General features: G+C 62.7%; 20 protein-coding genes and 1 tRNA gene. 10 read left to right on the top strand and 11 right to left on the bottom strand.

The window, feature by feature from the left end; genetic code table 11:
- Window positions 1-2: 2 nt before the first annotated feature.
- The 6 genes from NQE15_RS14120 to smc are packed head-to-tail and all read right to left on the bottom strand — an operon-like array spanning window position 3 to window position 9242.
- Complete coding sequence (locus NQE15_RS14120; protein WP_265942314.1) at window positions 3-701, bottom strand: class I SAM-dependent methyltransferase; 699 nt, start codon at window positions 699-701, stop codon at window positions 3-5.
- Entirely contained in the window at window positions 701-1246 is a 546-nt protein-coding gene (locus NQE15_RS14115; RefSeq protein WP_265942313.1) for a hypoxanthine-guanine phosphoribosyltransferase, read from the bottom strand. Before NQE15_RS14115 ends, NQE15_RS14120 begins: the two co-directional genes overlap by 1 nt.
- Window positions 1247-2116 carry a UTP--glucose-1-phosphate uridylyltransferase GalU gene (galU, locus tag NQE15_RS14110; protein ID WP_265942312.1) on the bottom strand — a complete coding sequence of 290 codons (870 nt, stop codon included), beginning with the start codon at window positions 2114-2116 and terminating at the stop codon, window positions 1247-1249.
- Window positions 2113-4500 (bottom strand): NAD-dependent DNA ligase LigA, encoded by a 2388-nt coding sequence (ligA, locus tag NQE15_RS14105; protein WP_265942311.1) that lies wholly within the window; start codon window positions 4498-4500, stop codon window positions 2113-2115. The genes galU and ligA overlap by 4 nt, the downstream gene beginning before the upstream one ends.
- On the bottom strand, window positions 4500-5741 hold the full coding sequence (locus tag NQE15_RS14100) for a cell division protein ZipA C-terminal FtsZ-binding domain-containing protein (protein ID WP_265942310.1): 1242 nt from the start codon (window positions 5739-5741) through the stop codon (window positions 4500-4502). Before NQE15_RS14100 ends, ligA begins: the two co-directional genes overlap by 1 nt.
- Window positions 5742-9242 (bottom strand): chromosome segregation protein SMC, encoded by a 3501-nt coding sequence (smc, locus tag NQE15_RS14095; protein ID WP_265942309.1) that lies wholly within the window; start codon window positions 9240-9242, stop codon window positions 5742-5744.
- A gap of 101 nt (window positions 9243-9343) precedes the next feature.
- Between smc and NQE15_RS14090 the strand changes: the two genes are divergently transcribed.
- Window positions 9344-9817: a nucleoside deaminase gene (locus tag NQE15_RS14090; protein ID WP_265942308.1), complete on the top strand. Its 474-nt coding sequence runs from the start codon at window positions 9344-9346 to the stop codon at window positions 9815-9817.
- A 55-nt stretch (window positions 9818-9872) separates the two neighbouring features.
- Here NQE15_RS14090 and NQE15_RS14085 read toward each other — a convergent pair whose 3' ends face one another.
- Together NQE15_RS14085 and NQE15_RS14080 are read right to left on the bottom strand one after the other, a co-directional pair.
- Window positions 9873-10682, bottom strand: a complete 810-nt coding sequence (locus NQE15_RS14085; RefSeq protein ID WP_265942307.1) for a M48 family metalloprotease — start codon at window positions 10680-10682, stop codon at window positions 9873-9875.
- 229 nt (window positions 10683-10911) lie between these two features.
- Complete coding sequence (locus tag NQE15_RS14080) at window positions 10912-11208, bottom strand: hypothetical protein (RefSeq protein ID WP_265942306.1); 297 nt, start codon at window positions 11206-11208, stop codon at window positions 10912-10914.
- 143 nt (window positions 11209-11351) lie between these two features.
- Between NQE15_RS14080 and dapC the strand changes: the two genes are divergently transcribed.
- The 6 genes from dapC to NQE15_RS14050 are packed head-to-tail and all read left to right on the top strand — an operon-like array spanning window position 11352 to window position 17491.
- Window positions 11352-12542 (top strand): succinyldiaminopimelate transaminase, encoded by a 1191-nt coding sequence (gene dapC / locus NQE15_RS14075; RefSeq protein ID WP_265942305.1) that lies wholly within the window; start codon window positions 11352-11354, stop codon window positions 12540-12542.
- Between the two features lie 17 nt (window positions 12543-12559).
- Window positions 12560-13378 (top strand): 2,3,4,5-tetrahydropyridine-2,6-dicarboxylate N-succinyltransferase, encoded by an 819-nt coding sequence (gene dapD, locus NQE15_RS14070; RefSeq protein WP_265942304.1) that lies wholly within the window; start codon window positions 12560-12562, stop codon window positions 13376-13378.
- Window positions 13379-13408: 30 nt separating this feature from the next.
- Window positions 13409-14596 (top strand): PilT/PilU family type 4a pilus ATPase, encoded by a 1188-nt coding sequence (locus NQE15_RS14065; RefSeq protein WP_265942303.1) that lies wholly within the window; start codon window positions 13409-13411, stop codon window positions 14594-14596.
- On the top strand, window positions 14596-15729 hold the full coding sequence (dapE, locus tag NQE15_RS14060; protein ID WP_265942302.1) for a succinyl-diaminopimelate desuccinylase: 1134 nt from the start codon (window positions 14596-14598) through the stop codon (window positions 15727-15729). The genes NQE15_RS14065 and dapE overlap by 1 nt, the downstream gene beginning before the upstream one ends.
- Window positions 15726-16625: a 50S ribosomal protein L3 N(5)-glutamine methyltransferase gene (gene prmB, locus NQE15_RS14055; protein ID WP_265942301.1), complete on the top strand. Its 900-nt coding sequence runs from the start codon at window positions 15726-15728 to the stop codon at window positions 16623-16625. The genes dapE and prmB overlap by 4 nt, the downstream gene beginning before the upstream one ends.
- Window positions 16622-17491 carry a spermidine synthase-like protein gene (locus NQE15_RS14050; protein ID WP_265942300.1) on the top strand — a complete coding sequence of 290 codons (870 nt, stop codon included), beginning with the start codon at window positions 16622-16624 and terminating at the stop codon, window positions 17489-17491. The genes prmB and NQE15_RS14050 overlap by 4 nt, the downstream gene beginning before the upstream one ends.
- A gap of 3 nt (window positions 17492-17494) precedes the next feature.
- On the opposite strand, the gene NQE15_RS14045 is transcribed toward NQE15_RS14050, so the two are convergent.
- The 3 genes from NQE15_RS14045 to NQE15_RS14035 all read right to left on the bottom strand — a co-directional run bounded on the left by NQE15_RS14045 (window position 17495) and on the right by NQE15_RS14035 (window position 19318).
- On the bottom strand, window positions 17495-17698 hold the full coding sequence (locus NQE15_RS14045) for a hypothetical protein (protein ID WP_265942299.1): 204 nt from the start codon (window positions 17696-17698) through the stop codon (window positions 17495-17497).
- Between the two features lie 16 nt (window positions 17699-17714).
- The gene (locus tag NQE15_RS14040) at window positions 17715-19184 is read right to left on the bottom strand and encodes an aminoacyl-histidine dipeptidase (protein WP_265942298.1); all 1470 of its coding nucleotides are present in this window, start codon (window positions 19182-19184) and stop codon (window positions 17715-17717) included.
- Window positions 19185-19242: 58 nt separating this feature from the next.
- Window positions 19243-19318: transfer RNA gene (locus tag NQE15_RS14035), tRNA-His, on the bottom strand.
- A gap of 151 nt (window positions 19319-19469) precedes the next feature.
- Between NQE15_RS14035 and tig the strand changes: the two genes are divergently transcribed.
- From tig to clpX, 3 genes are all read left to right on the top strand, one after another.
- Complete coding sequence (gene tig / locus NQE15_RS14030; protein ID WP_265942297.1) at window positions 19470-20774, top strand: trigger factor; 1305 nt, start codon at window positions 19470-19472, stop codon at window positions 20772-20774.
- Between the two features lie 69 nt (window positions 20775-20843).
- Window positions 20844-21473, top strand: coding sequence for an ATP-dependent Clp endopeptidase proteolytic subunit ClpP (gene clpP, locus NQE15_RS14025; protein ID WP_265942296.1), 630 nt, complete (start codon window positions 20844-20846; stop codon window positions 21471-21473).
- A gap of 14 nt (window positions 21474-21487) precedes the next feature.
- Window positions 21488-22750, top strand: a complete 1263-nt coding sequence (gene clpX / locus NQE15_RS14020) for an ATP-dependent Clp protease ATP-binding subunit ClpX (protein WP_416336466.1) — start codon at window positions 21488-21490, stop codon at window positions 22748-22750.
- The last annotated feature ends 42 nt before the right edge of the window (window positions 22751-22792 follow it).

Below are 22792 nucleotides of genomic sequence, written 5' to 3'. Positions count from 1 at the left end.
TGTTATTTCCTTTCGACCAGCAGCGAGGCCAGCGTCGGCACCACGCTCTTCATGGCGGGGTGCGAATTGCGAAGTTTCGCCAGCTCGGCGCTATTGTCGTCGAGCTTGCGGTAAAGGGCATTGCGGCGATCGGCGGCAAAGGGCAGATCGCGCAGCGTTTTTCCGATGTGGTAGCTGACCAGGGTGTCGCGACCGATATCCTTGGCCTGCCAGGGAATCGCCGTGCGGTCGACAAAATGCAAAGCTCGCACGCTGGGCAGGCTGGCCGCCAGTTCGGCCACCAGGCGATGAATTTTTTCACGGTAAACGACCACCGCCTGGCCGCCGTCACTGGCCGTTGCGCCGGTCGTTTCGGCCGGCGCCCCCATCAGCCAGCAGACGACGGTGTCGGGCGCAAAGGCTTCGATCCGGGCGCGCTGCTCGGCGTTCAGGGCGGTCAGTTCGGCCTGCAACAAGGTAACGCCTTTGCCTTCAACCCGCTGCCGGGTGGCTTCCATGCACTCGGCCAGCGCATCGAGTGCCAGCACGCTCAGACCGCGGGCCGCCAGCGCCTGGGTCGCGAAACCGACACCGCTGCCGATTTCGAGTACGCGCGGCCCCGGCACCAGCGAGGCCATCCACTCGTAATCGCCGCGCCGGACATAATTCTGACCTTCCACTTCCCAATAGCCGATGAAATCGGCAATGGTCGCACCGCTCATCAATCGTCCTTCATGGCGTAGATGGCCGGCAGATTGCGCCAGGCGCCGTCGACATCCATGCCATAGCCGAAGACGAAGCGATCCGGCACGGTCAGGCCGACAAAATCGGCGGCGATCGGCTTGGCCTTGCCATTCAGCTTGTCGGTGAACACGGCCAGCAGCACCTCGGCCGCCCCAAGGCGGCTCAGGCTCTCCTTGACTGCAGCCAGGGTGACGCCTTCGTCGAGGATGTCATCGACAACCAGCACGGTCCGCCCCTTGACCGAGGTCCACGGGGCCATCCGCCAGGAAATCTTGCCGCCCTGGGTTTCCGGGCCGTAGCGGGTGGCATGCAGATAGTCGAAATCGATCGGAAAATCGAGTTTCGGCAGCAACTGGCCGCAGAAGATCACGCCGCCGGTCATCACGCAGAGGACCAGCGGGTTCTTGTCAGCCAGGCGTTCGCGGATCAGGCCGGCAACGTGCGTCAGCGCGGCCTGAACGGTTTCTTCGGAATGAATCAGATCGGCATTGGCGAGCAAAGCGCGGGCTTTTTTGTCGTCCATTTACTTCTCCAGGCTCTTCAAATAGGCGTCGAACTCCGGCCCGACTTCCGGGTGGCGCTGGCCGAAAACGACCGTCGCCTGCAGGTAGCCCAGCTTTGAACCGCAGTCGTAACGGGTGCCGTGATAGCGATAGGCGAGAACCTGCTCTTCGCTGAGCAAGGAGGCGATACCGTCGGTCAATTGAATCTCTCCGCCGGCCCCGGGCTGGATGGTTTCCAGATGGTGAAAAATACGCGGCGTCAGGATGTAGCGACCGACCACGGCCAGCGTGGACGGCGCATCCTCGGGTTTCGGTTTTTCGACGATGGCATTGACCTGCTCCAGCCGATCGGCCACCCGCCGGGCATCGACGATGCCGTAGCTGCGCGTATCGGCGCGCGGCACATCCTGCACGCCGAGCACCGAGCAGCGGTAGTAATCGTAGGTGTCGGTCATCTGCTTCATGACCGGCGGATCGCCATCCAGCAAGTCGTCGGCAAGCAGCACGGCGAACGGTTCGTCGCCGATCACCGGCTTGGCGCAGAGCACGGCATGGCCGAGGCCAAGGGCTTCGGCCTGGCGGATGTAGATGCAGTTGATGCTCTTCGGAATCATGTTGCGCACGAATTCGAGCAGTTCGCTCTTGCCGCGCGCTTCGAGTTCGCTTTCCAGCTCGTAGGCCTTATCGAAGTGATCCTCGATCGAGCGCTTGGAACGACCGGTGACGAAAACCATGTCGGTAATCCCGGCTGCGACGGCTTCTTCGACGGCGAACTGGATCAGCGGCTTATCGACGATAGGCAGCATCTCCTTGGGGCTGGCCTTGGTCGCCGGCAAAAAACGGGTGCCCAAACCAGCGACGGGAAATACGGCTTTACGGACTTTTTTCATTGTTCGACTCTCTCATTGAGCAATTTCATCAATTCTGCCTCATCGATCACCGGAACGCCGAGCTCAAGCGCCTTTTCCAGTTTGGAGCCGGCTTCCTCGCCGGCCACCACGAAATCGGTTTTCTTCGATACCGAGCCCGCCACCTTGCCGCCGGCCGCCTCGATCATGGCCTTGGCGTCGTCCCGCTTCAGGGTCGGCAAGGTGCCGGTCAGCACCAGCGTCTTGCCGGCCAGCGGCAGCGCCGTCTCATCCTGCGCCGGCGCCGCCGGCAGTGCCGCGAGCAGTTCGTCGCGCCGGGTAGCCACAGCCGCCAGCAGACCGCGGTTGCCGCGTACCTGCAACCAGTCCCCAAGTGCCGTGATGACCTCGCCGGGAATGCCGGCGCCCGACAGCGCCGCTGCGTTGACACCCTGTGTCGCCAGCGTCGCCCCATCGATCACCGCGGCCAGTTGTTTGGCCCGCACCGGCGTCAGACGCGGCACGCCGAGCACTGCGTACAGCTCGCTCCAGCCCAGGCGTTCGGCCAGACCGGGCCGCGGCGGGTGCTCGTCGGCCGGCGCAACGCCGATCTCCGGGCATAACAGCTCGTCGACCGCCCGGACATTGCGCTCTTCGGCAAAGAAATCGGCAATCGCCGCCGCGACCGTTGCACCGATATCGGGCAGTACCGCGAGCAAAGGTGCCGGTGCCCGGCGGACGCGCTCGACGCTGCCCAGCCAGTCGGCCAGCGTTTTTGCCGTGCTCTCGCCGACATGACGTATGCCCAGGGCGAACAGCAGGCGGGCCAGGCTGGGTCGGCGACTGGCGGCGATACCGGCCAGCAGGTTCTCGGCCCAGCGCGTCGGCGTCTGGCCCGCCTTGACCGTTTCGGGCACCGTGCCGTCGCGCTCGTCGGCCCGCCGCTTCATTTCCAGCAGGTCGTCGAGTGTGAGGCGATACAGATCGGCAACGCCATGCACGTAGCCGAACTCGACCAGGCGCTCGACATAACGTTCGCCCAAGCCCTCGATATCCAGCATGCGCCGCCCAGCAAAATGCAGGATGGCCTGGATGCGTTGGGCGCTGCACGCAAAACCGCCGGAGCAGCGCGTCACGGCTTCGCCCGGCTCGCGGACGACGTGGGCACCGCACACCGGGCAGGCCTCGGGCATCACGAAAGCCCGGGCTTCCGCCGGCCGCCGCTCGGCGACGACACCGACCACCTCGGGAATGACGTCGCCGGCCCGCCGCACGATCACCGTGTCGCCGACACAGATGCCACCCTTGCGCGCCACCTCGTCGGCATTGTGCAGGGTGGCATTGGTCACCGTCACGCCGCCGACGAAGACCGGTGCCAGACGCGCCACCGGCGTCAGCGCCCCGGTGCGCCCGACCTGGATGTCGATCGCTTCAACAACGGTCAACGCTTCCTGCGGCGGATATTTGTGCGCCACGGCCCAGCGCGGTTCGCGCGAACGGAAACCGAGGCGCCGCTGCAATTCGAGACTATTGACCTTGTACACCACGCCGTCGATGTCGAACGGGAGACGGTCGCGCAAGGCGGCGATCCGGGCATGAAACCCGGCCAGGGCGTCGCCGCCGGCCAGCACCGCCCGGTGTTCGCATACCGGCAGGCCGAAAGCGGCCAGCGCATCGAGCAGGCCGGTATGGGTTTCCGGCATGTCCCAGCCGTCGACCGCACCGAGGCCATAGGCGAAGAAACACAGCGGCCGGCTCGCGGCAATCGCCGGATCGAGCTGGCGGATGCTGCCGGCGGCGGCATTGCGCGGATTGATCAGTATCTTGTCGCCGCGCAATGCCGCCGCCGCATTGTATTTCTCGAGATCGTCGCGCCGCATGTACACCTCGCCGCGCACCTCCAGCACAGGCGGCGCTTCGCCCCGCAGACGCAAGGGAATCTGGCGCAGTGTGCGCAAATTCTGCGTGACGTCCTCGCCGGTCACGCCGTCACCACGCGTCGCCCCGCGCACCAGCACACCGTGTTCATAGCGCAGGCTGATCGCCAAACCATCAAATTTCAGCTCAGCGGCGTACACGATGGGCGGTGCCTCGGCCGCCAATCCCAGCTCGCGGCGAATACGGGCATCGAAATTCAGCGCGCCGCTCGACTCGGTGTCGGTTTCGGTCTGGATCGACAACATCGGCAAATCGTGGCGTACCGGAGCGAACTGGGCCAGAGGCTGCCCCCCGACCCGCTGGGTCGGCGAATCCGCAGTCAGCAGTTCCGGAAATTGCTGCTCCAGCCCCTGCAGCTCACGGAACAGCTTGTCGTACTCGGCATCCGGAATGCTCGGCGCATCGAGCACGTAATAGGCCTTATTGTGACGCTCGATCTCGGCGCGCAGCCCGGCGGCGCGCTCCGCTTCCCTGACCGGCACCACCATCAGGAGAACAGCCGCAGCGCCTGGGCCGAGCCGGCCGGCAAGCCGAAAGTGGCCATCGTCGCCTGCGGCTTGCCGATGTATTCGCGACGGATATGGTCGAGTTGCGATTCGGAGAGCGGCTGGCGATTGTCATCGACCAGCATGCCCTGCAAGGTGTCGGCAAAACGCCGGGCCAGCTCGGTCATCTGCATGAAGACGCGCTCACCGTGGTCGACCCGGGGCACATCGAGGACGAAGGTCAGGCCGTGCGTAGTCAGCGTGCGCACCGATTCGGCGGTGAACTGCGTGCTCTCGTAATTCTGCAGGCTGAACTGGGCCCGCCCGGCGTCGTCGTAGCGGGTGAACAAGCCATCGATGCCAAGCACCATGCCAGCCGCTTCGGCCAGGGCGCGAATCTTGGTGCCGGCGAAGGCGTTGCCGCGGCTGATCAGATTGACCCCGATCTCGAGGTCGACTGCGGCGCAGAAACGATCGATTTCGGCCGCCTGATCGAGGACGCGCGACGACGGCATGTCGGCCACCGCCATCAACTCGTCGGCCAGCGCCTGCATGGCGTTGGCAAAAATAGTGATGTCGCCATCGGACACCGGGCCCATCCGGTTAACCAGTTGCAGGCCAACCCGCAGCCGGCGCAGGTGCAGATCGCGGTCGGGCAGCAGGCGCTCCCATTCGCGGCTCCGCTCGTTGAATCCGGCCCAATGCACCGGCTTGTTCAGGCGGTGCAGGACATCGCGCTGGGAATGCAGTATCTGGATTGCCGACACCGGCTCGACCAGCTCCATGGAGACGATGAACTCGAGCCGTGGATCGAGTAACTCCGGCGGCAATGCAGCGGCGGCGATCTCGGGCAGATCGTTATTCTCCAACGGCTCCGGCGGCGCCTGATCGACGGACGATGGCTCGTCGACCGCCGGGGGTGCCTCGACGACCGGCGATTCATCGAACGAAGGCGACAGGTAATCGTCTTCCGGCACGGCCGAATGCGAATCGACAAAAACCGGCTCGACCCGCTCGTTGGCGGCCGGCGCTTCGTCCTCGCGGAACTCCGGCTCGCTACGCTCGGCAACCGCTGGCCGGGCCGCCATCTTCGGCCCGTCGCCGAGCAAGACGTCCTCGTGCTGCGGTTTGAATACCGCTTCCGCCAGCTTGCGATGGCGGTACTCCTGCCATTTGTTGTAAGCGAATACGCCGACCACCGCCGTCGCGCCCAAGCCAATCAATCCCATTTGGAGTTCGGTCATTTAAGCCGCATCCCTCATCTTCAAAGCTTCTTCGATATCCACTTCCACGACGCGCGAGACGCCGGACTCCTGCATCGTCACGCCGACCAGTTGCTCGGCCATTTCCATGGCGATTTTATTATGGGAAATGAACAGGAATTGCGTTGCCGCTGACATTTTCTTGACCATGCCGCAGAAACGCTCGGTATTGCTGTCATCGAGCGGGGCATCGACCTCGTCGAGCAGGCAGAACGGCGCCGGATTAAGCTGGAACATCGAGAAGACCAGGGCAATAGCGGTCAGCGCCTTTTCGCCACCGGAAAGCAGGTGAATGGTCGAATTCTTCTTGCCTGGAGGCTGGGCAATGACCTGGACGCCGGCATCGAGGATTTCCTCGCCGGTCATCACCAGTTCGGCCCGGCCACCGCCGAACAACTCGGGGAAAAGCTGGCCGAAATGGCTGTTGACCGTGTCGAAGGTCGATTGCAACAGGTCGCGGGTTTCGCGGTCGATGCGGCGGATGGCGTTTTCCAGGGTTTCCATGGCCTCGGTCAGGTCGGCCGCCTGCATGTCGAGGTAGCCCTTGCGCTCGGTGGCGGTTTCCAGCTCCTGCAGCGCCGCCAGATTGACCGCCCCGAGTTCGGCAATGGCGTTGCCGAGCCGGGTGATTTCCCCTTGCAGGCTGGCCGGCCGGGCGTTGCCCAGTTCCGGTAGCAAGGCCGCTTCGTCGGCGCCGGCTTCGAGCAGTTGCAGGGCAAACTGCTCAGTATTCAGGGCCGCCGCCTGCTCCTTGAGCTTCAGGTCGCCGATCCGCACGCGCAACGGCTCCAGGCCCTGCTCAATCTTCATGCGCTGCTCTTCCAGGCCGCGCAAGGCGTTGGTCGCCGCCTCCAGCGCATCGCGGCAGACGGCCAACGCCTTTTCCTTTTCCTGCCGTGTTTCCAAGGCGGCCTGCAGATTTTCTTCCATGACATCGGCCGGCGCCGCCTCGACCTGTTCGGCGCACTGGGCGCGGTCCTGCTCGATGCGGTTCAATTCGCGCTGGGCCACCGCCTGCTGGGCGAAGACATCCTGCAATTTGCTCTCGGCTTCGCGCAACGAGAACTGCGCTTCGCGCAAGGCGCGGTCGAAATCGGAATTTCGCTCGCGCTCGGCGCGCACGGCCCGCTCGGCCTCGTCCAGCCGCGATTGGGCCCCAGCAACCAGAACACGGATGCGCGACAGGCCATCGCGCACTTCGGCGATCTTCTCGTCGGCCGCCATGTCGCGTTCGCGCTCGGTCTCTTCCTCTTCGGCCAGCTCGGCCAGCTGTTCCTGTAGTCGTTCCTTCTGCTCGCGATAGCGCTCGATGGTCTGGCTCAGCTTCAAGACCTCGAGCTGAACGGCATGCACGCGCTGCTGGCGGTCGGTGACGTACTGGCGGGTTTCGCCGATTTCTTCCTGCTTGTCGGAAAACTGCTCGTCGAGCATGGCCAACTGTTCGCGGATCGCCTCGGCCTGTTCCTCGTAGGATGCGATGCCTTCGGCCAGGGTCTCGATTTCGCGCTGGCGTTCGAGCAGTCCATGCTCGCTCTTGTCCGGCGAAAAGAAAGTCACGCTGGCCCGGGTCAGCAGGTCGCCCCCGGCCGTCACCAGTTCGGCGCCCGGCGGCAAGTCGCCCCGGCGGGCCAGCGCCACATCCAGCGTCTCGGCAGTGAAGACCGAACCCAGCCAGTCGGCCAGCACGGCCGCCACCGCCGGGTTGTCGCAGCGCACACGCTCGATCAGCCGCCCTGCCCGTTCGCCCGGCACCGCTTCGGCCGAAAGCATCACCGACAACCGCGCATCCGGCCGGTCGTGCAGCCATTCGTCGAGCTTGGCCGAGTCGTCGCAGGCGATGGCATTGAGCCGTTCGCGCAAGATCGCCTCGACGGCCGACTCCCAGCCGGCTTCGACATGAATCTGTTGCCAGAGCGGCGGCGCCTCGGTCAGGCCATGGCGGCTCAGCCATTCCGGCAGTTTGCCGCTTTGCCGGGCACTGCTCTGCATCTGCTCCAGCGCGGCACGGCGGGCCTGGCCGGCCGCCAGTTCGCGCTCGATGCGCTGCACCTCGGCCTGCACCTGCTTGCGGCTCGCTTCCAGTTGCGGCAGTTCCTGCTGCAATTGCTGCAAATGGTCCTGATCGCCGGCCAATTCCTCGCGCAGCAGGTCGAGCTCTTCTTCCTTCTCGGCCAGGTCCATGGCGTCCGGCGCATCCTGGCCGCCGCTTTCCTCGCGCAAGCGGTCGCGGCGCTGGGTAATGGCCTGCAGGGCACGCTGGGCATGCGCCTTGTTGGTCTGTTCGACTTCCAGGCGCTGTTCGCCGTTGGCGGTGCGGGCTTTCAGGCGTTGCAGCTCTTCCTGGGCCTGGGCGTGGCTTTCCTCGACCTGTGGCGCGATGTTCATCTGCTGGTGCAGGCGCTCCTCGGCCTCATCGACGCGCAACCGGGCAAGTTCCTGCCCCTCCTCCCAACGCAGGCGATCTTCGGCAAGTTTCTCGGCGGTCTGCGTCCAGTGGGCCAGTTCGCCCTCGAGCTGGACCAGGCGGGCCTCGAGCTGATTGCGCGACTCGCGGCGATGGCGGATTTCCGCCTCCAGCCGGGCCACTTCGGCATTGGCCGTGTACATCTCGCTCTGCGCCAGATGCAGCGCATCGCCGGCCGCAAAGTGGGCTTCGCGCGTGTCCTCGGCCCGGACCTCTGTTTCGCGTAGCGCGGCGCTCTGCGCCTCGAGTTCGGTGACGGCGCGCTCGACTTCGAGCGACAGCCGCTGGCGTTCGGCCTCGGCTTCGCGCTTCTTCAACAGCCAGAGCACCTGTTGGCGCTGCACAAGCTGTTCGTTTAGGGAATGATAGCGACGGGCTACCTCGGCCTGCGCTTCCAGCTTTTCCATCTGGCTGCCCAGTTCGAGCCGGATGTCCTCGACCCGGGTCAGGTTCTCGCGGGTGTCCTCCAGCCGGCCGTTGGTGTCCTTGCGCCTTTCCTTGTAGCGCGAGACGCCGGCCGCTTCTTCGAGGAAGACGCGCAGATCGTCCGGCTTGGCTTCAATAATGCGCGAGATCATGCCCTGGCCGATGATGGCGTAGGCCCGTGGCCCGAGGCCGGTACCGAGGAAGAGATCGGTGATGTCCTTACGTCGGACCTTCAGATTGTTGATGAAGTAGTCCGACTGCCCCTGCCGGGTCAGCGTGCGCTTGACCGACAACTCGGTGTATTGCGACCACTGACCGAGCGCCCGGCCGAGCAGGTTCTCGAAAATCAGTTCGACCGAGGCACGCGACACCGGCTTGCGGTTGGACGAGCCGTTGAAGATGACATCCATCATCGACTCGCCGCGCAGTTCCGAGGCCTTCGATTCGCCCAGCACCCAGCGCACGGCGTCCATGATGTTGGATTTTCCGCAACCGTTGGGGCCGACGACACCGACCAGTTGCCCGGGCAGGGCAACGGCCGTCGGATCGACGAAGGATTTGAAACCGGCGAGTTTGAGTTTGGTGAGACGCATGCCTGATTCCGGCGGAGATCAATGCCCCCGCCATGATGGGGGCCGTATAATAGCATCGACGTATTTGATCGACTTCCCTGCATACAGGAGATCGCGGCCAGATGAACCCGGATGACCAGTTTCTCGCCCGTGCCATCGAACTGGCCCGCCAAGGCAGCGAAAGCGGCGAAGGCGGCCCCTTCGGCGCAGTGCTCGTCCGCGATGGAAAAATCATCGCCGAAGGCTGGAACCGCGTCGTCGCCAGTCATGACCCGACCGCCCATGCGGAAATCGACGCCATCCGCACCGCCTGCGCCGAACTCGGCCACTTTCACCTCAGCAACTGCACCCTCTACTCGTCCAGCGAACCATGCCCGATGTGCCTGTCGGCCGCCTATTGGGCGCACATCAAGCGCATCGTCTTCGCCAACAGCCGCGCCGAGGCCTCGGCCATCGGTTTCTGCGACGACGAGCTATATAACGAACTGAATCTTCACTTCTCGGCGCGCAGCATCATCATGGAACACCGTCCGATGGCGGATGCGCTGCAGCCGCTACAACGCTGGGCCGCCAATCCCAGCCGTACGCTGTACTGATCCGACCAAACAGGGTCATCAGCCGACGAGTTTGGTACCCGAAATCGGGTCGATGCTATCGAGCAATAGTCAGGACAGGCTCTTGGCGTGCAATGAGCTTTCGGTTCGTCGCTGCGGTGACGGTGGATTCCGCAGTACGAGCTTCCGAAACCAGCGTGGTCGACGATCGGGCAAAGTCCTTCGACCAGGAACTCTGATCGATAGCAACAGGCATTGCGCGTAGGCTATTGGCGATATCGGGCAGACGAAAACCGGCGCCCTGCAAGAGGCCAAAGGCAATGGCATCGGCCTCGATTGCCTGTGCGTTGTGCCTGCTGACCGCGGCGAGTCGCGCCCCCCCGGTCGAAATCAGGCTTTTGAGCACTCCGCTCCCGGGAAGCAGAAGATTTAGGACAACGGAAGTCACCAGGCTGATTGATGATCTTTCCGCATGGTGGCCTGCGATCACATGGCCCATTTCGCGGGCAATGGCGAAAGCCAGCACCCCATCATGCACCCGCCACCGGCCGAGCCCCAGCGTCAGCGCAATCCGCCCGTTGGCGCTCGATGAACTGCCCGTTTCTTCACCCTCGACAACATAAACGTCGAAACAGTTGCCATTCTCTCTTGGCGAGCACCACGCCAAATCGGGATAGCGCTGGAGTGCAGTCTTTTGCAGGACACTGGCAATCTGCCCAACCTCCAGCACAAAAAGCCTCAGTCTTGCCTGCTCCACTACGCTCAAGCAAGCCGAATTTGCCGCACACGGCAAATCTGCCCGCGATCCGCTGGTGATACTGAACTCGATATCTGATTGGACCGAAGCCAGAGGAACATTGATGATGCGCGCCCGATCGCCAAACGGTGCCGTGGTGCATGCGGCCATACTTATCTGTATAGCCACCACGAACAGACCCGAGAGTCTCGTACGCCACATTATCTACGGCCTTGAACTGAAATTCAGCCGCATCCGTCCGCTCTGACCACTTCACGCTGTCGCCCATTCCGAATGGTGTAGCGTAAAAAGCGCTGCCTCTGAACCCACTGTTAACTTGTATATTGGACTCCGTTTTGTCTTGATTGGTTGCGCCTGCCGAGCTAAAAAGCCCAGGAAGTTAGCGTCGCTCGACGCGGAACTCCAGGTGGTTCCCCTTGGCATCGGTGCCGTTTCCTTGCCAGGAGCGACAGCTGATCGCCTGCCAGCGCAAGGGAATTTCGCGGCCGTCGCTGCACCGCATGACCCCTTCGCCGCTTTCGCCCAGACAACTCCCCGGCGTCGTCGAGGCAGTCGGCGGCAAAGCCCGCCCGTCACAGCTCAAGCGCCCTTCCCGGTCGGCCAGCACGAAGCGCCCACCGCCTTGGGCATTTCCCGGATAAGCCTTGCCGCTCAGTTCGCCCGGAACATCGCTCAAGCTGCCGCGAGCCTGGTAACCGAAGGCGCAGGCAACAAGGGCGAGCGACGGAAGCAGCAAGATAGTGACTAGGCGTTTGTACACAAGGCAGCAATGGCGTTTTCAGGGATAATCCGCATTTTGACACCCATTCGACGTCCGACGTGAATCCACACCTCGCCCAACTCCAGCCCTACCCCTTCGAAAAGCTGCGCGCCCTGTTCGCCGGCATTACGCCCAATCCGCAATACAAGGAGATCAAGCTCTCCATCGGCGAGCCGCAGCACCCGACGCCGGCTTTCATTATGGAAGCACTGGCCAACGGCCTCAAGGGCCTGGCCAATTATCCGACGACGCCGGGCGTCCCGGCCTTGCGTCAGGCCATCGCCAGCTGGTGCCAGCGGCGCTACGGGCTGGAGCTGAATCCGGAGACCGAGATTCTGCCGGTCAATGGTTCGCGCGAGGCGCTGTTCTCGTTCGCCCAGACAGTGATCGACCCCAGCCGTGGGCATGTGCCGCTGGTCGTCAGCCCGAACCCCTTCTATCAAATCTATGAAGGCGCCGCCTACCTCTCCGGCGCCGAGCCGCGTTTCCTGAACAACCTGCCGGAAAACGGCTTCGCCTTCGACTACGCCGCGCTCTCCGAAGAAGAATGGGCGCGCGTCCAGCTCTTCTACGTCTGCTCGCCGGGCAACCCGACCGGGAAGGTGCTGTCGCTGGACGACTGGAAGACCCTGTTCGCCTTGTCCGACAAGTACGGTTTCATCATCGCCTCCGACGAGTGCTATTCGGAAATCTATTTCGACGAGGCCAACCCGCCGATCGGCGGCCTCCAGGCGGCCAAGCTGCTCGGCCGCTCGAACGAACGGCTGGTCATGTTCTCCAGCCTGTCGAAGCGCTCCAACGTGCCGGGCATGCGCTCGGGCTTCGTCGCCGGCGACGCCGAAATTCTCAAGAAATTCCTGCTCTACCGCACCTACCACGGCTGCGCCATGGCACCGCCGGTGCAGACCGCTTCGATCGCCGCCTGGAACGACGAGGCGCACGTCCTCGACAACCGCGACCAGTACCGCGAGAAGTTTGCCGCCGTCACCCCGCTGATTGCCGAGGTGCTCGGCACCGCCATGCCGGACGCCAGTTTCTACCTGTGGGCGAAGACGCCGATCGCCGATACCGAGTTCGCCCGCGGTCTGCTCGAACACTATAATGTCGTGGTCCTGCCCGGCAGCTTCCTGGCCCGCGAGGCCAATGGCGTTAATCCGGGCGCCGGCTTCATCCGCATCGCCCTCGTCGCATCGCTGGATGAATGCCTCGAAGCCGCCAGCCGCATCCGTCAATTCGCCCAACAACTGTAAACAGAGAGAACCGCCCCATGAGCCATCCCCTGCAAGCCATCATTGAAGAACTTTGGGAACGCCGCACTGAGCTTTCCCCGCAATCCCCGGTCGACACCATTGCTGCCATCAACCAGGTGGTCGGCATGCTCGACTCCGGCGACCTGCGCGTCGCCGAAAAGATCAACGGCGAATGGTTCACCCATCAGTGGATCAAGAAGGCCGTGCTGCTCTCCTTCCGCGTCCGCGACAACCGCGTCCAGGAAGCCGGCGACATCCGCTTCTTCGACAAGGTCGACACCAAGTTCGAAGGCTGGAGCGAAGAGCAGTTCCGCCAGGGCGGCTTCCGCGTCGTGCCGGGCACCATCGTCCGCAAGGGTTCCTTTGTCGCCAAGAATGCCGTACTGATGCCGTCCTTCGTCAACATCGGCGCCTACGTCGATGAAGCCACCATGGTCGACACCTGGGTGACCGTTGGCTCCTGCGCCCAGATCGGCAAGAATGTGCACCTCTCCGGCGGCGTCGGCATCGGCGGCGTGCTCGAGCCGCTGCAGGCCAACCCGACCATCATCGAAGACAACTGCTTCATCGGCGCCCGTTCGGAAGTCGTCGAAGGGGTCATCATCGGCGAGAACTCCGTTCTCTCCATGGGCGTCTATATCGGCCAAAGTACCCCGATCTATGACCGCGAAACCGGTGAAGTGACCTACGGCCGTGTCCCGCCGGGCTCCGTCGTGATCAGCGGCACCCTGCCCAAGGCTGACGGCAAGTACAGCCTGTACGCCGCGATCATCGTCAAGAAGGTCGATGCGCAGACCCGCTCGAAGACCAGCATCAACGAACTGCTGCGCCCCTAAGCCACACCCTACGGACCCGGAGGTCTTTCGATGATCCTCGACAAGCTGTTCCAGCTGATGTCGGAAAAGCAGGCGTCGGATATTTTCATATCCGCCGGCGCACCGATCCACATCAAGATCCAGGGCAACACCCTGCCGGTCAATCAGCAGGTCATGTTGCCCGACATGATCGAGAAGATTGCCTACGAACTGATGTCGCCGGAGCAGATCAAGACCTTCGAGTCCACCTGGGAGATGAACCTCTCGTTCGGCGTCCCGAATGTCGGCAACTTCCGGGTCAATATCTTCCGCCAGCGTGGCTCGGTCAGCATTGTCGTCCGCTTCATTCTCGGCAACATTCCGCCGCTCCTGGATCTCGGCCTGCCCTCGGTACTTGCCGACCTGATCATGGAAAAGCGCGGACTGATCCTGATCGTCGGTGCCACCGGTTCCGGCAAGTCAACGACCATCGCCTCGATGCTCGATCACCGCAATGCCCATCGTAGCGGTCACATCCTGACCGTTGAAGATCCGATCGAATTCCTGTTCAAGCACAAGAAGTCGATCGTCAACCAGCGTGAAATCGGTATGGATACGCTGGACTGGCAGGCGGCGCTGAAAAACGCCATGCGTCAGGCACCAGATTGCATTCTGATTGGCGAAATCCGCGACAAGGAAACCATGCAGGCAGCAATCGCCTATGCCCAGACCGGCCACCTATGCCTGGCGACCCTGCACGCCAACAACAGCTACCACGCGCTGAACCGCATCATCAGCTTCTTCCCGCTGGAAAACCGGCCCGCCCTCTTCCTCGACCTTTCCGTCGCCCTGCGCGCCATCGTCTCGCAGCGCCTGGTCAAGAAACCGGACGGCAAGCGCGCCCCGACCAGCGAGGTCATGCTCAACACCCGTCACATCAGCGAACTGATCGAACGCGGCGAAGTCCAGGGCATCAAGGATGCGATGGAACAGACACTGGCCCCGGGATCGCAGACATTCGAGCAGGATCTTTTCCGCCTCTATCGCGAAGAAGTCATCACCCTCGACGAAGCCTTGGCCAATGCCGATTCGCCGACCAATCTGTCGTGGCTGATCAACAACTCGGAACTGACCACATCCAACGGCAAGGAAGACAAGAAGATTGATACCGCGCTGGAATTCGACAGCACCAACGCCGGCGGCGCCTCCTTCAAGGAATTCACGCTCAGCCTTGCCGACCCCGACGAAGAAAACACCTGATGTCAGACTCTACCGTTGCACTGGCGACCCGGATCATCGCCCGACCTTCCGTCACCCCGGACGACGCCGGTTGCATGGAGATCCTCGCCGCGCGCCTGAAACCGCTCGGTTTTTCCCTCGAATTCATCAACCGCAATGGCGTCACCAACCTGTGGGCCCGGCGCGGCGCCGTGAAACCTCTGTTCGTCTTCGCCGGCCACACCGATGTCGTACCGACCGGGCCGTTGGAAAAGTGGACTTCGCCGCCCTTCGCTCCGGAAATCCGCGACGGCATGCTCTACGGACGCGGCACGGCCGACATGAAATCGTCGCTGGCCGCGATGGTGACGGCAGTCGAAGCTTTCGTCGCTGACAATCCGGCGCATCCCGGGTCGCTTGCCTTCCTGCTCACTTCCGACGAGGAAGGCGATGCCAACGACGGCACCATCGCCGTCGTCGAAGCGCTGAAAGCGCGCGGCGAGGCGCTCGATTTCTGCGTCATCGGCGAACCGACCTCGGTCGATACGCTGGGTGACATGATCAAGAACGGCCGTCGCGGTTCGCTGTCCGGCGTTCTGACGGTGAAGGGCATCCAGTGCCACATCGCCTATCCGGAAAAGGGGCGCAACCCGATCCATGACGTGGCCCCGGCCCTCGCCGAACTGGCCGCCACCGAATGGGACAAGGGCAACGAATACTTCCCGCCGACCACCTGGCAGGTCTCCAACATCCACGGCGGCACCGGCGCCACCAATGTCGTGCCGGGCAGCGTCGAGATCAAGTTCAACTTCCGCTTTTCGACCGCCAGTACGCCGGAAGGCCTGCAACAGAGGCTATGCGACATTCTCGACCGGCACGGCGTGGACTACGAGATCAAATGGACGCTCGGCGCCCGCCCCTTCCTGACCGGCCGCGGCCCGCTGGCCGACGCTGCGACCCTGGCCATCCGCGAGATATGTGGCATCGAGACGGAACTATCGACCACCGGCGGTACTTCGGACGGCCGCTTCATTGCCGAAATCTGTGACCAGTTGCTGGAAATCGGGCCGGTCAACGCGACCAGTCACAAGATCGACGAATGTGTCGATATCGCCGCCCTGCCGAAGCTTTCCGCCATTTACACCCGCATCCTCGAACAAGTGCTCCCCGCATGACCGATCACGCTGCAAAGGGCGAACTCCATACCGTTCGCGACTACCTCCGCTATGCCGTCAGCCGCTTTACCGCGGCCGGCCTGTTCTTCGGTCACGGCAGCGACAACGCCTGGGACGAGGCGGTCTATCTGACGCTGCATACGCTGAGCCTGCCACTCGACCGCCTTGAACCTTTCCTCGACGCCCGCCTCTTGCCGCACGAGCGCGAAGCCCTGCTCGACATCTACCGCCGCCGCTGCGAGGAGCGCCTGCCCGCTGCCTACCTGACCAACGAAGCCTGGCTCGGCGAGCACAGCTTCTATGTCGACGAGCGCGTCATCGTGCCGCGTTCCTTCATTGCCGAGCTACTGCAAGACCAACTGACGCCGTGGGTGGAAAACCCCTACGAGGTGGTTTCGGCCCTCGATCTGTGCACCGGTTCCGGCTGCCTGGCCATCCTGACCGCCCTTGCCTTCCCGGAAGCCGAGGTCGATGCGGTGGACCTGTCGCCGGATGCCCTGGCCGTCGCCGAACGCAATGTTGCCGATTACCACCTGCACGACCGCGTGCATCTGATCCAGTCCGACGCGTTCACCAGGCTCACGGGCAAGCGCTACGACCTGATCATTTCCAACCCGCCCTATGTCGATGCCGACGCGGTCGCCGCGCTGCCGCCGGAATACCTGCACGAGCCAGAACTGGCGCTGGGTTCGGGCGACGATGGCCTCGACTTCACCCGCCTGATCCTGCGCGAAGCGAAGCAGCACCTCAACCCGGAAGGCCTGCTCATCGTCGAGATCGGCCACAACCGGGCGGTGCTCGAAGACGCCTACCCCGACCTGCCCTTCACCTGGCTCGACACCGCCGCCGGCGACGAATACGTTTTCCTGCTGCAAGCCGCCGACCTCCCGGATTGACCAAGCTCTACGAACTGCCCAGCCCGTTCGAGAACGAAACGGGTACCGTGCTCATGCTCGAACCGTCCTGGGCCAGGGCCGGCGAGCTGCGCGCCCAGTTGCTCGACGAAAGCTACCCGAAGCCCTTCGTCGTCGATGACGGCAAGTCGCGCTTCCTGTATTTCAATGTCCGCCTGATGCAGAGCGAAATGTCGCTCAAGACGCCGAACGAACTGGCTATCCGCTACACCCAGAAGATGATGGGCTTCCTGCTCTTTCATCCACGCCCCCGGCGCATCGTGCTGATCGGCCTCGGCGGCGGCTCGCTGATCAAGTTCTGCTACCACCGGATGCCCGGCACGCAACTGACCGCCATCGAACTCGACCCCAACGTGATCGCCCTGCGCGACACCTTCCTGGTGCCCGAAGACGGCCCACGCCTCGAAGTGCTGCAAGCCGATGGCGCCGAATATATCGAAAAGGCTGAAAAAGGTATCGACGTCCTGCTCGTCGATGCCTTCGACAAGACCGGTTTCGCGCCCAGCCTGGCCAACCGGGAATTTTTCGAGAACGCCTTTGCCAAGCTGGCCGGCAACGGCGTGCTGGTCATCAACCTGGCCGGCGAGAAGGAAACCTACGCCGGACTGATCGGTGAGGCGATGCACGTCTTCGACGACCAGGTGATCGTGATCTCGGTGCCGGACGACGGCAACCATGTGCTCTATGCCTTCAAGGAGCGCTACTTCGAACCGCGCTGGCGCTGGCTGCACAACTATGCCAAGGAGCTGCGCGCCAAGTTCGGCCTCGATTTTCCGGCCTTCGTGCAGAAGATGGAACGCTCGACCAAGCTCGGCCTGGCCCGCCGCGAAGCGCTGCGCGGCCGCTGACCGCTACTTCTCGGCGCCCGCCTGTTCGGCGCGCTGTTGCGACTGCTGGTTGGCCTGATCCAGCTTCTGCTGGAACTGCTGCAGATTCTGCTGCCCCTGCTCGATCTCCTGCTTCTTGAGGGCAGCCGCGGTGGCTGCGGTACTGGCCGTTTCGACGCCGCAGGCGGCAAGCGACAGCGCCGCAACGAAACCCAAAATTGTTTTCATGGAGCAATCTCCTTGTTCAGCGAATCTCGGCCAGTATCGCTTTCAGCAAAGCCCAGCAACGATCGACCGATGAAATTTCGACGGACTCGCCCGGGGCATGCGCACCATGAATGGTCGGCCCGAAAGAGACGATATCCAGCCCCGGATACTTGGCCCCTATGATGCCGCACTCGAGACCGGCGTGGATCACCTGGACCCGCGATTCGCTACCGAAATCACGCTTGAACACCGACCGGCACAGCGCCAGCAGCGGCGATCCCGGGTTCGGCGCCCAGCCCGGGTAATAGCCCGATTTTTCGGCCGCCGTGCCGCTCAGCGCGAACAGGCTGACGATCTCGTCGGCCAAGGCCAGGCTGCCGCTGTCGAGCAGCGAACGCACCATGAAGTTGCACGACCCACCATTCGGGTGCAGATCGACCATGCCCAGATTGTTCGAAGTCTCGACCACGCCCGGCACCTGCCGGCTCATTCGGCGCACGCCATGCGGTGCCGCATGCAGCGAGGCCAGCCAGACCTCCTGTTCGGCCACGGACATGATTTCTGGCGCCGCTTGGGCAGAAGCTAGGTCGAGCGCCAACCCCTCATCGACCCCACTTAGTTCGAGACGCAACAAGGATTGCATCTCGCCCAGACATTCGGCCAAATCGACCTCTGCCCCTGTGGGCAGGGCAAGCGTCGCGAAGGCCTCGCGCGGCAAGGCGTTGCGGGCGCTGCCGCCCAGCAAGCCGGCGAGGCGTAGCGGAAATCTGGTTTCCAGTTCGCGCAGCACGCGAACCAGCAACTTGATCGCATTGCCCCGCTCTTCATGGATATTGACCCCGGAATGCCCGCCACGCAGGCCGCGCAGGCTGATCTGCCAGGCCTGATAACCGGCGGGCAGCGGCTCGGCGGAGCCCGCCCGTTCGACATTGACATCCAGACCACCGGCGCAGCCAAGGTAGAACTCGCCCCATTCCTCGGTATCGAGATTGAGCATCTGACTACCCTGCAGCACGCCGGTCGCCAGCCCCCGCGCCCCGCCCATGCCCGCCTCTTCATCGACTGTCAGCAGCGCCTCGAGTGGACCATGCACCAGGCTTTTATCCTCCAGGACGGCCAGGATCAGCGCGACGCCGATCCCGTTGTCGGCGCCCAGCGTCGTGCCCTCGGCGGCAAGCCAGTCATCGCGCACCACTGGTCGAATCGGATCGGCCGAAAAGTCATGGCGGCTATCGGCATTTTTCTGGCACACCATATCCAGATGCGCCTGCAGGACGATGCCCGGGCAAGCCTCCCGCCCCAGGCTGGCCGGTTTGCGTACGATCAGGTTGCCGGCGGCGTCGACCGCAGCATTCAGCCCGCGGGCGCCGGCCCAGGACTGCAGTCGGTCGCGCAACACGCCTTCCTGCTTGGAAGCCCGTGGAATGGCGCAGAGCGTGGCGAAATGCGCCCAGACGGTCGATGGTTGCAAGCCGGAAAAGAGGGAGTCAATGTTCGATGACGGCATTTTGGCAACTCCAAAGTGAAAACCCCCGCACACCTTGCGGCGTGCGGGGGTTAAATTCTGGGGCGACTGATGGGGCTCGAACCCACGACAACCGGAATCACAATCCGGGACTCTACCAACTGAGCTACAGCCGCCACTGAAGAAGGCGCGCATTGTACGAACTCCCGGCAATCGTGTCCAGCACTTCTGCAATATTTCTATGCTGCATGGGGCTCATCAGCATTTCGTCGGCCGTGTTAGAATCGTCCGCTTTATTTTTCGGCCCTGTTGTCACAAGGAATTCTCATGGAAGCAACCACTGCACAAGCTAACGAACTCGAACGCCGCGTCGACCTCTCTATCGCCATCGCCGATGTCGAGAAGGAAATGGATCAGCGCCTGAAGCGTATGGGCAAGAATATGAAGATGTCCGGCTTCCGCCCGGGCAAGGTTCCGTTCGGCATCGTCAAGCAGCAGTATGGCGACCAGGCGCGCCACGAAGTGCTGTCCGAAGAACTGGACCGCGTCTTCGGTGAAACCGTCACCACGCAAAAGATGCGTGTTGCCGGCTACCCGCGTATCGAGCCGAAGACCACCGAAAGCACCACCCACCTCGAGTTCTCGGCGATTTTCGAAATTTATCCGGAATTCACCCCGGGCGACATGGCAAGCGCCGAAGTCGAACGCCCGGTGCTCGAAGTCAGCGCCGCTGAAATCGAGAAGACTCTCGACATCCTGCGCAAGCAGCGTGTCTCCTACGAAGACACCGACCGCGCCGCCGCCAAGGAAGACCGCGTCGTCATCGACTTCCTCGGCAAGAAGGACGGCGTGCCGTTCGCCGGCGGCCAGGCCAGCGACTACCCCTTCGTGCTCGGCCAGGGCCAGATGCTGCCCGACTTCGAGAACGCCGTTGAAGGCGCCAAGGCTGGCGAATCCAAGACTTTCGACCTGAGCTTCCCGGCCGATTACCACGCCAAGGATCTGGCCGGCCAGACGGTCCAGTTCGACATTACCGTCAAGCAAGTCCAGGCCCCGAAGCTGCCGGAAATCGATGCCGATTTCGCGATCAGCATGGGCGTCGCCGATGGCGACGTCGCCAAGATGAAGGCCGAGATCGAAGCCAACCTGAAGCGCGAAGTGAAGCGTCGCATCGAAGGTAAGCTCAAGGATCAGGTCATGGAAGCCCTGCTCAAGGCCAACCCGATCACCGTTCCGACTGCGCTCGTCGAAATGGAAGTCCAGCGCCTGATGCAGGCAGCCCGCCAGGATATGGAACAGCGCGGCATGAAGACCAAGGATTTCCCGATCCAGCCGGAATGGTTTGCCGACCAAGCCAAGCGTCGCGTGACCCTGGGCCTGATTCTTGCTGAGGTAGTAAAAACGGAAAAGCTTCAGGCAACACCGGAACAGGTTCGTGCCATGGTCGAGGAAACCGCCCAGAGCTACGAGCATCCGGAAGAAGTTATCCGCTGGTATTACGCCCAGCCGCAACGCCTCCAGGAGGTTGAAGGGGTGGCGATCGAGAACAACGTGGTTGAATGGGTTCTGAGCAAGTCCAAGGTCACGGACAAGGCTGCGATTTTTGATGAATTGATGGGCCAGAAGCAGTAATCTGAACACTGTCGCAAAAGCGACAAACGTCTCGAATGTAACGACACTGTGCAACAACGAAGGGCTGACATGAATATCGACAACTCAAGCAACTGGGACCCGCAAGCACTGGGCCTTGTCCCGATGGTGGTGGAACAGAGCGGACGCGGTGAGCGCGCGTACGACATCTACTCCCGCCTGTTGAAAGAGCGCGTGATCTTTCTTGTCGGCCCGGTCAACGACTCCAGCGCCAACCTGGTAGTCGCCCAATTGCTGTTCCTTGAAGCGGAAAACCCGGACAAGGACATTTACTTCTACATCAACTCACCGGGCGGTTCGGTGACGGCCGGCATGTCGATCTACGACACCATGCAGTTCATCAAGCCGGACGTGTCAACGCTGTGCATCGGCCAGGCCGCCTCGATGGGTGCCTTCCTGCTCAACGCTGGCGCCAAGGGCAAACGTTTTGCCCTGCCCAACTCCCGCGTGATGATTCACCAGCCGCTCGGCGGCTTCCAGGGCCAGGCGTCGGATATCGCCATCCATGCCAAGGAAATCCTGTCGATTCGTGATCGACTGAACCGCATCATGGCGGAACACAGCGGCCAGCCGCTGGAACGCATTGAAAAGGACACCGATCGCGACAATTTCCTTTCTGCCGCCGAAGCAGCAGAATATGGTTTGATCGACAAGGTGCTAACCCGCCGCGACGCGGCTTGACCGGAGAAATTCAGATGTCTAAAGGCGGCCAGGAAAAACTGCTCTATTGCTCCTTCTGCGGCAAGAGCCAGCACGAAGTCAAAAAGCTCATCGCCGGCCCGTCGGTGTTCATCTGTGACGAGTGCATCGCACTCTGCAACGACATCATCCGCGACGAGTTGCCGGAAGAAGCGGCCAAGGCCGGTCGTTCAGATCTGCCGACCCCGCGCGAGATCTGCTCGATTCTCGACCAGTACGTGATCGGCCAGGAGGTCGCCAAGCGCATCCTAGCCGTCGCCGTCTACAACCACTACAAGCGCCTGCGCCACACCGCCAAGAATGCCGGCGATGTCGAACTGGCCAAGAGCAACATCCTGCTCGTCGGCCCGACCGGCTCGGGCAAGACCCTGCTCGCCCAGACCCTGGCCCGCCTGCTGAATGTGCCGTTCGTGATGGCCGATGCCACCACCTTGACCGAAGCCGGCTATGTCGGCGAGGACGTCGAGAACATCATCCAGAAGCTGCTGCAAAAGTGCGATTACGATATCGAGAAGGCACAGCAAGGCATCGTCTATATCGACGAAATCGACAAGATTTCCCGCAAGTCCGACAACCCCTCGATCACCCGCGACGTTTCCGGTGAAGGCGTGCAGCAGGCGCTGCTCAAACTGATTGAAGGCACCGTCGCCTCGATTCCACCGCAGGGCGGCCGCAAGCACCCGAATCAGGATTTCGTCCAGGTCGACACGACCAATATCCTTTTCGTTTGCGGTGGCGCGTTTGCCGGACTGGAAAAGATCATTCTCAACCGCTCCGAACGCGGCGGCATCGGCTTCGGTGCCGAGGTCAAGAGCAAGGCCGACAAGAAGGCGATCGGCCAGGTCCTGCTCGATGCTGAACCGGAAGATCTGATCAAGTTCGGCCTCATCCCGGAACTGATCGGTCGCCTGCCGGTCGTTGCTACCCTCCAGGAACTGGAAGAGCCGGCCCTGATCCAGATTCTGACCGAACCCAAGAACGCCCTGATTAAGCAGTACCAGAAGCTGTTCAGCATGGAAGACGTCGAACTCGAGGTCCGTCCCGGCGCCCTGTCCGCCATCGCCAAGAAGGCGCTCGAACGCAAAACCGGCGCCCGTGGCCTGCGCTCGATCCTGGAACATGCCCTGCTCGACACGATGTACGAACTCCCGGGCATGGAGAATGTCGAAAAGGTGGTCATTGACGAGAACATGATCTCCGGCGACACCCCGCCCCTGCTCATTTACGCCGATCAGCCAAAGGTTTCCGGCTCCAACTGAGCCGGGACTTGAATTGCGGTTTCCCGCCCTCACTTAGGGGGC

The organism is Dechloromonas sp. A34 (genome assembly GCF_026261605.1).
In the GTDB taxonomy this organism is placed as follows: domain Bacteria; phylum Pseudomonadota; class Gammaproteobacteria; order Burkholderiales; family Rhodocyclaceae; genus Azonexus.
Note: the sequence above shows the minus strand (reverse complement) of the source record. Positions and strands in the feature narration are given on the sequence as shown.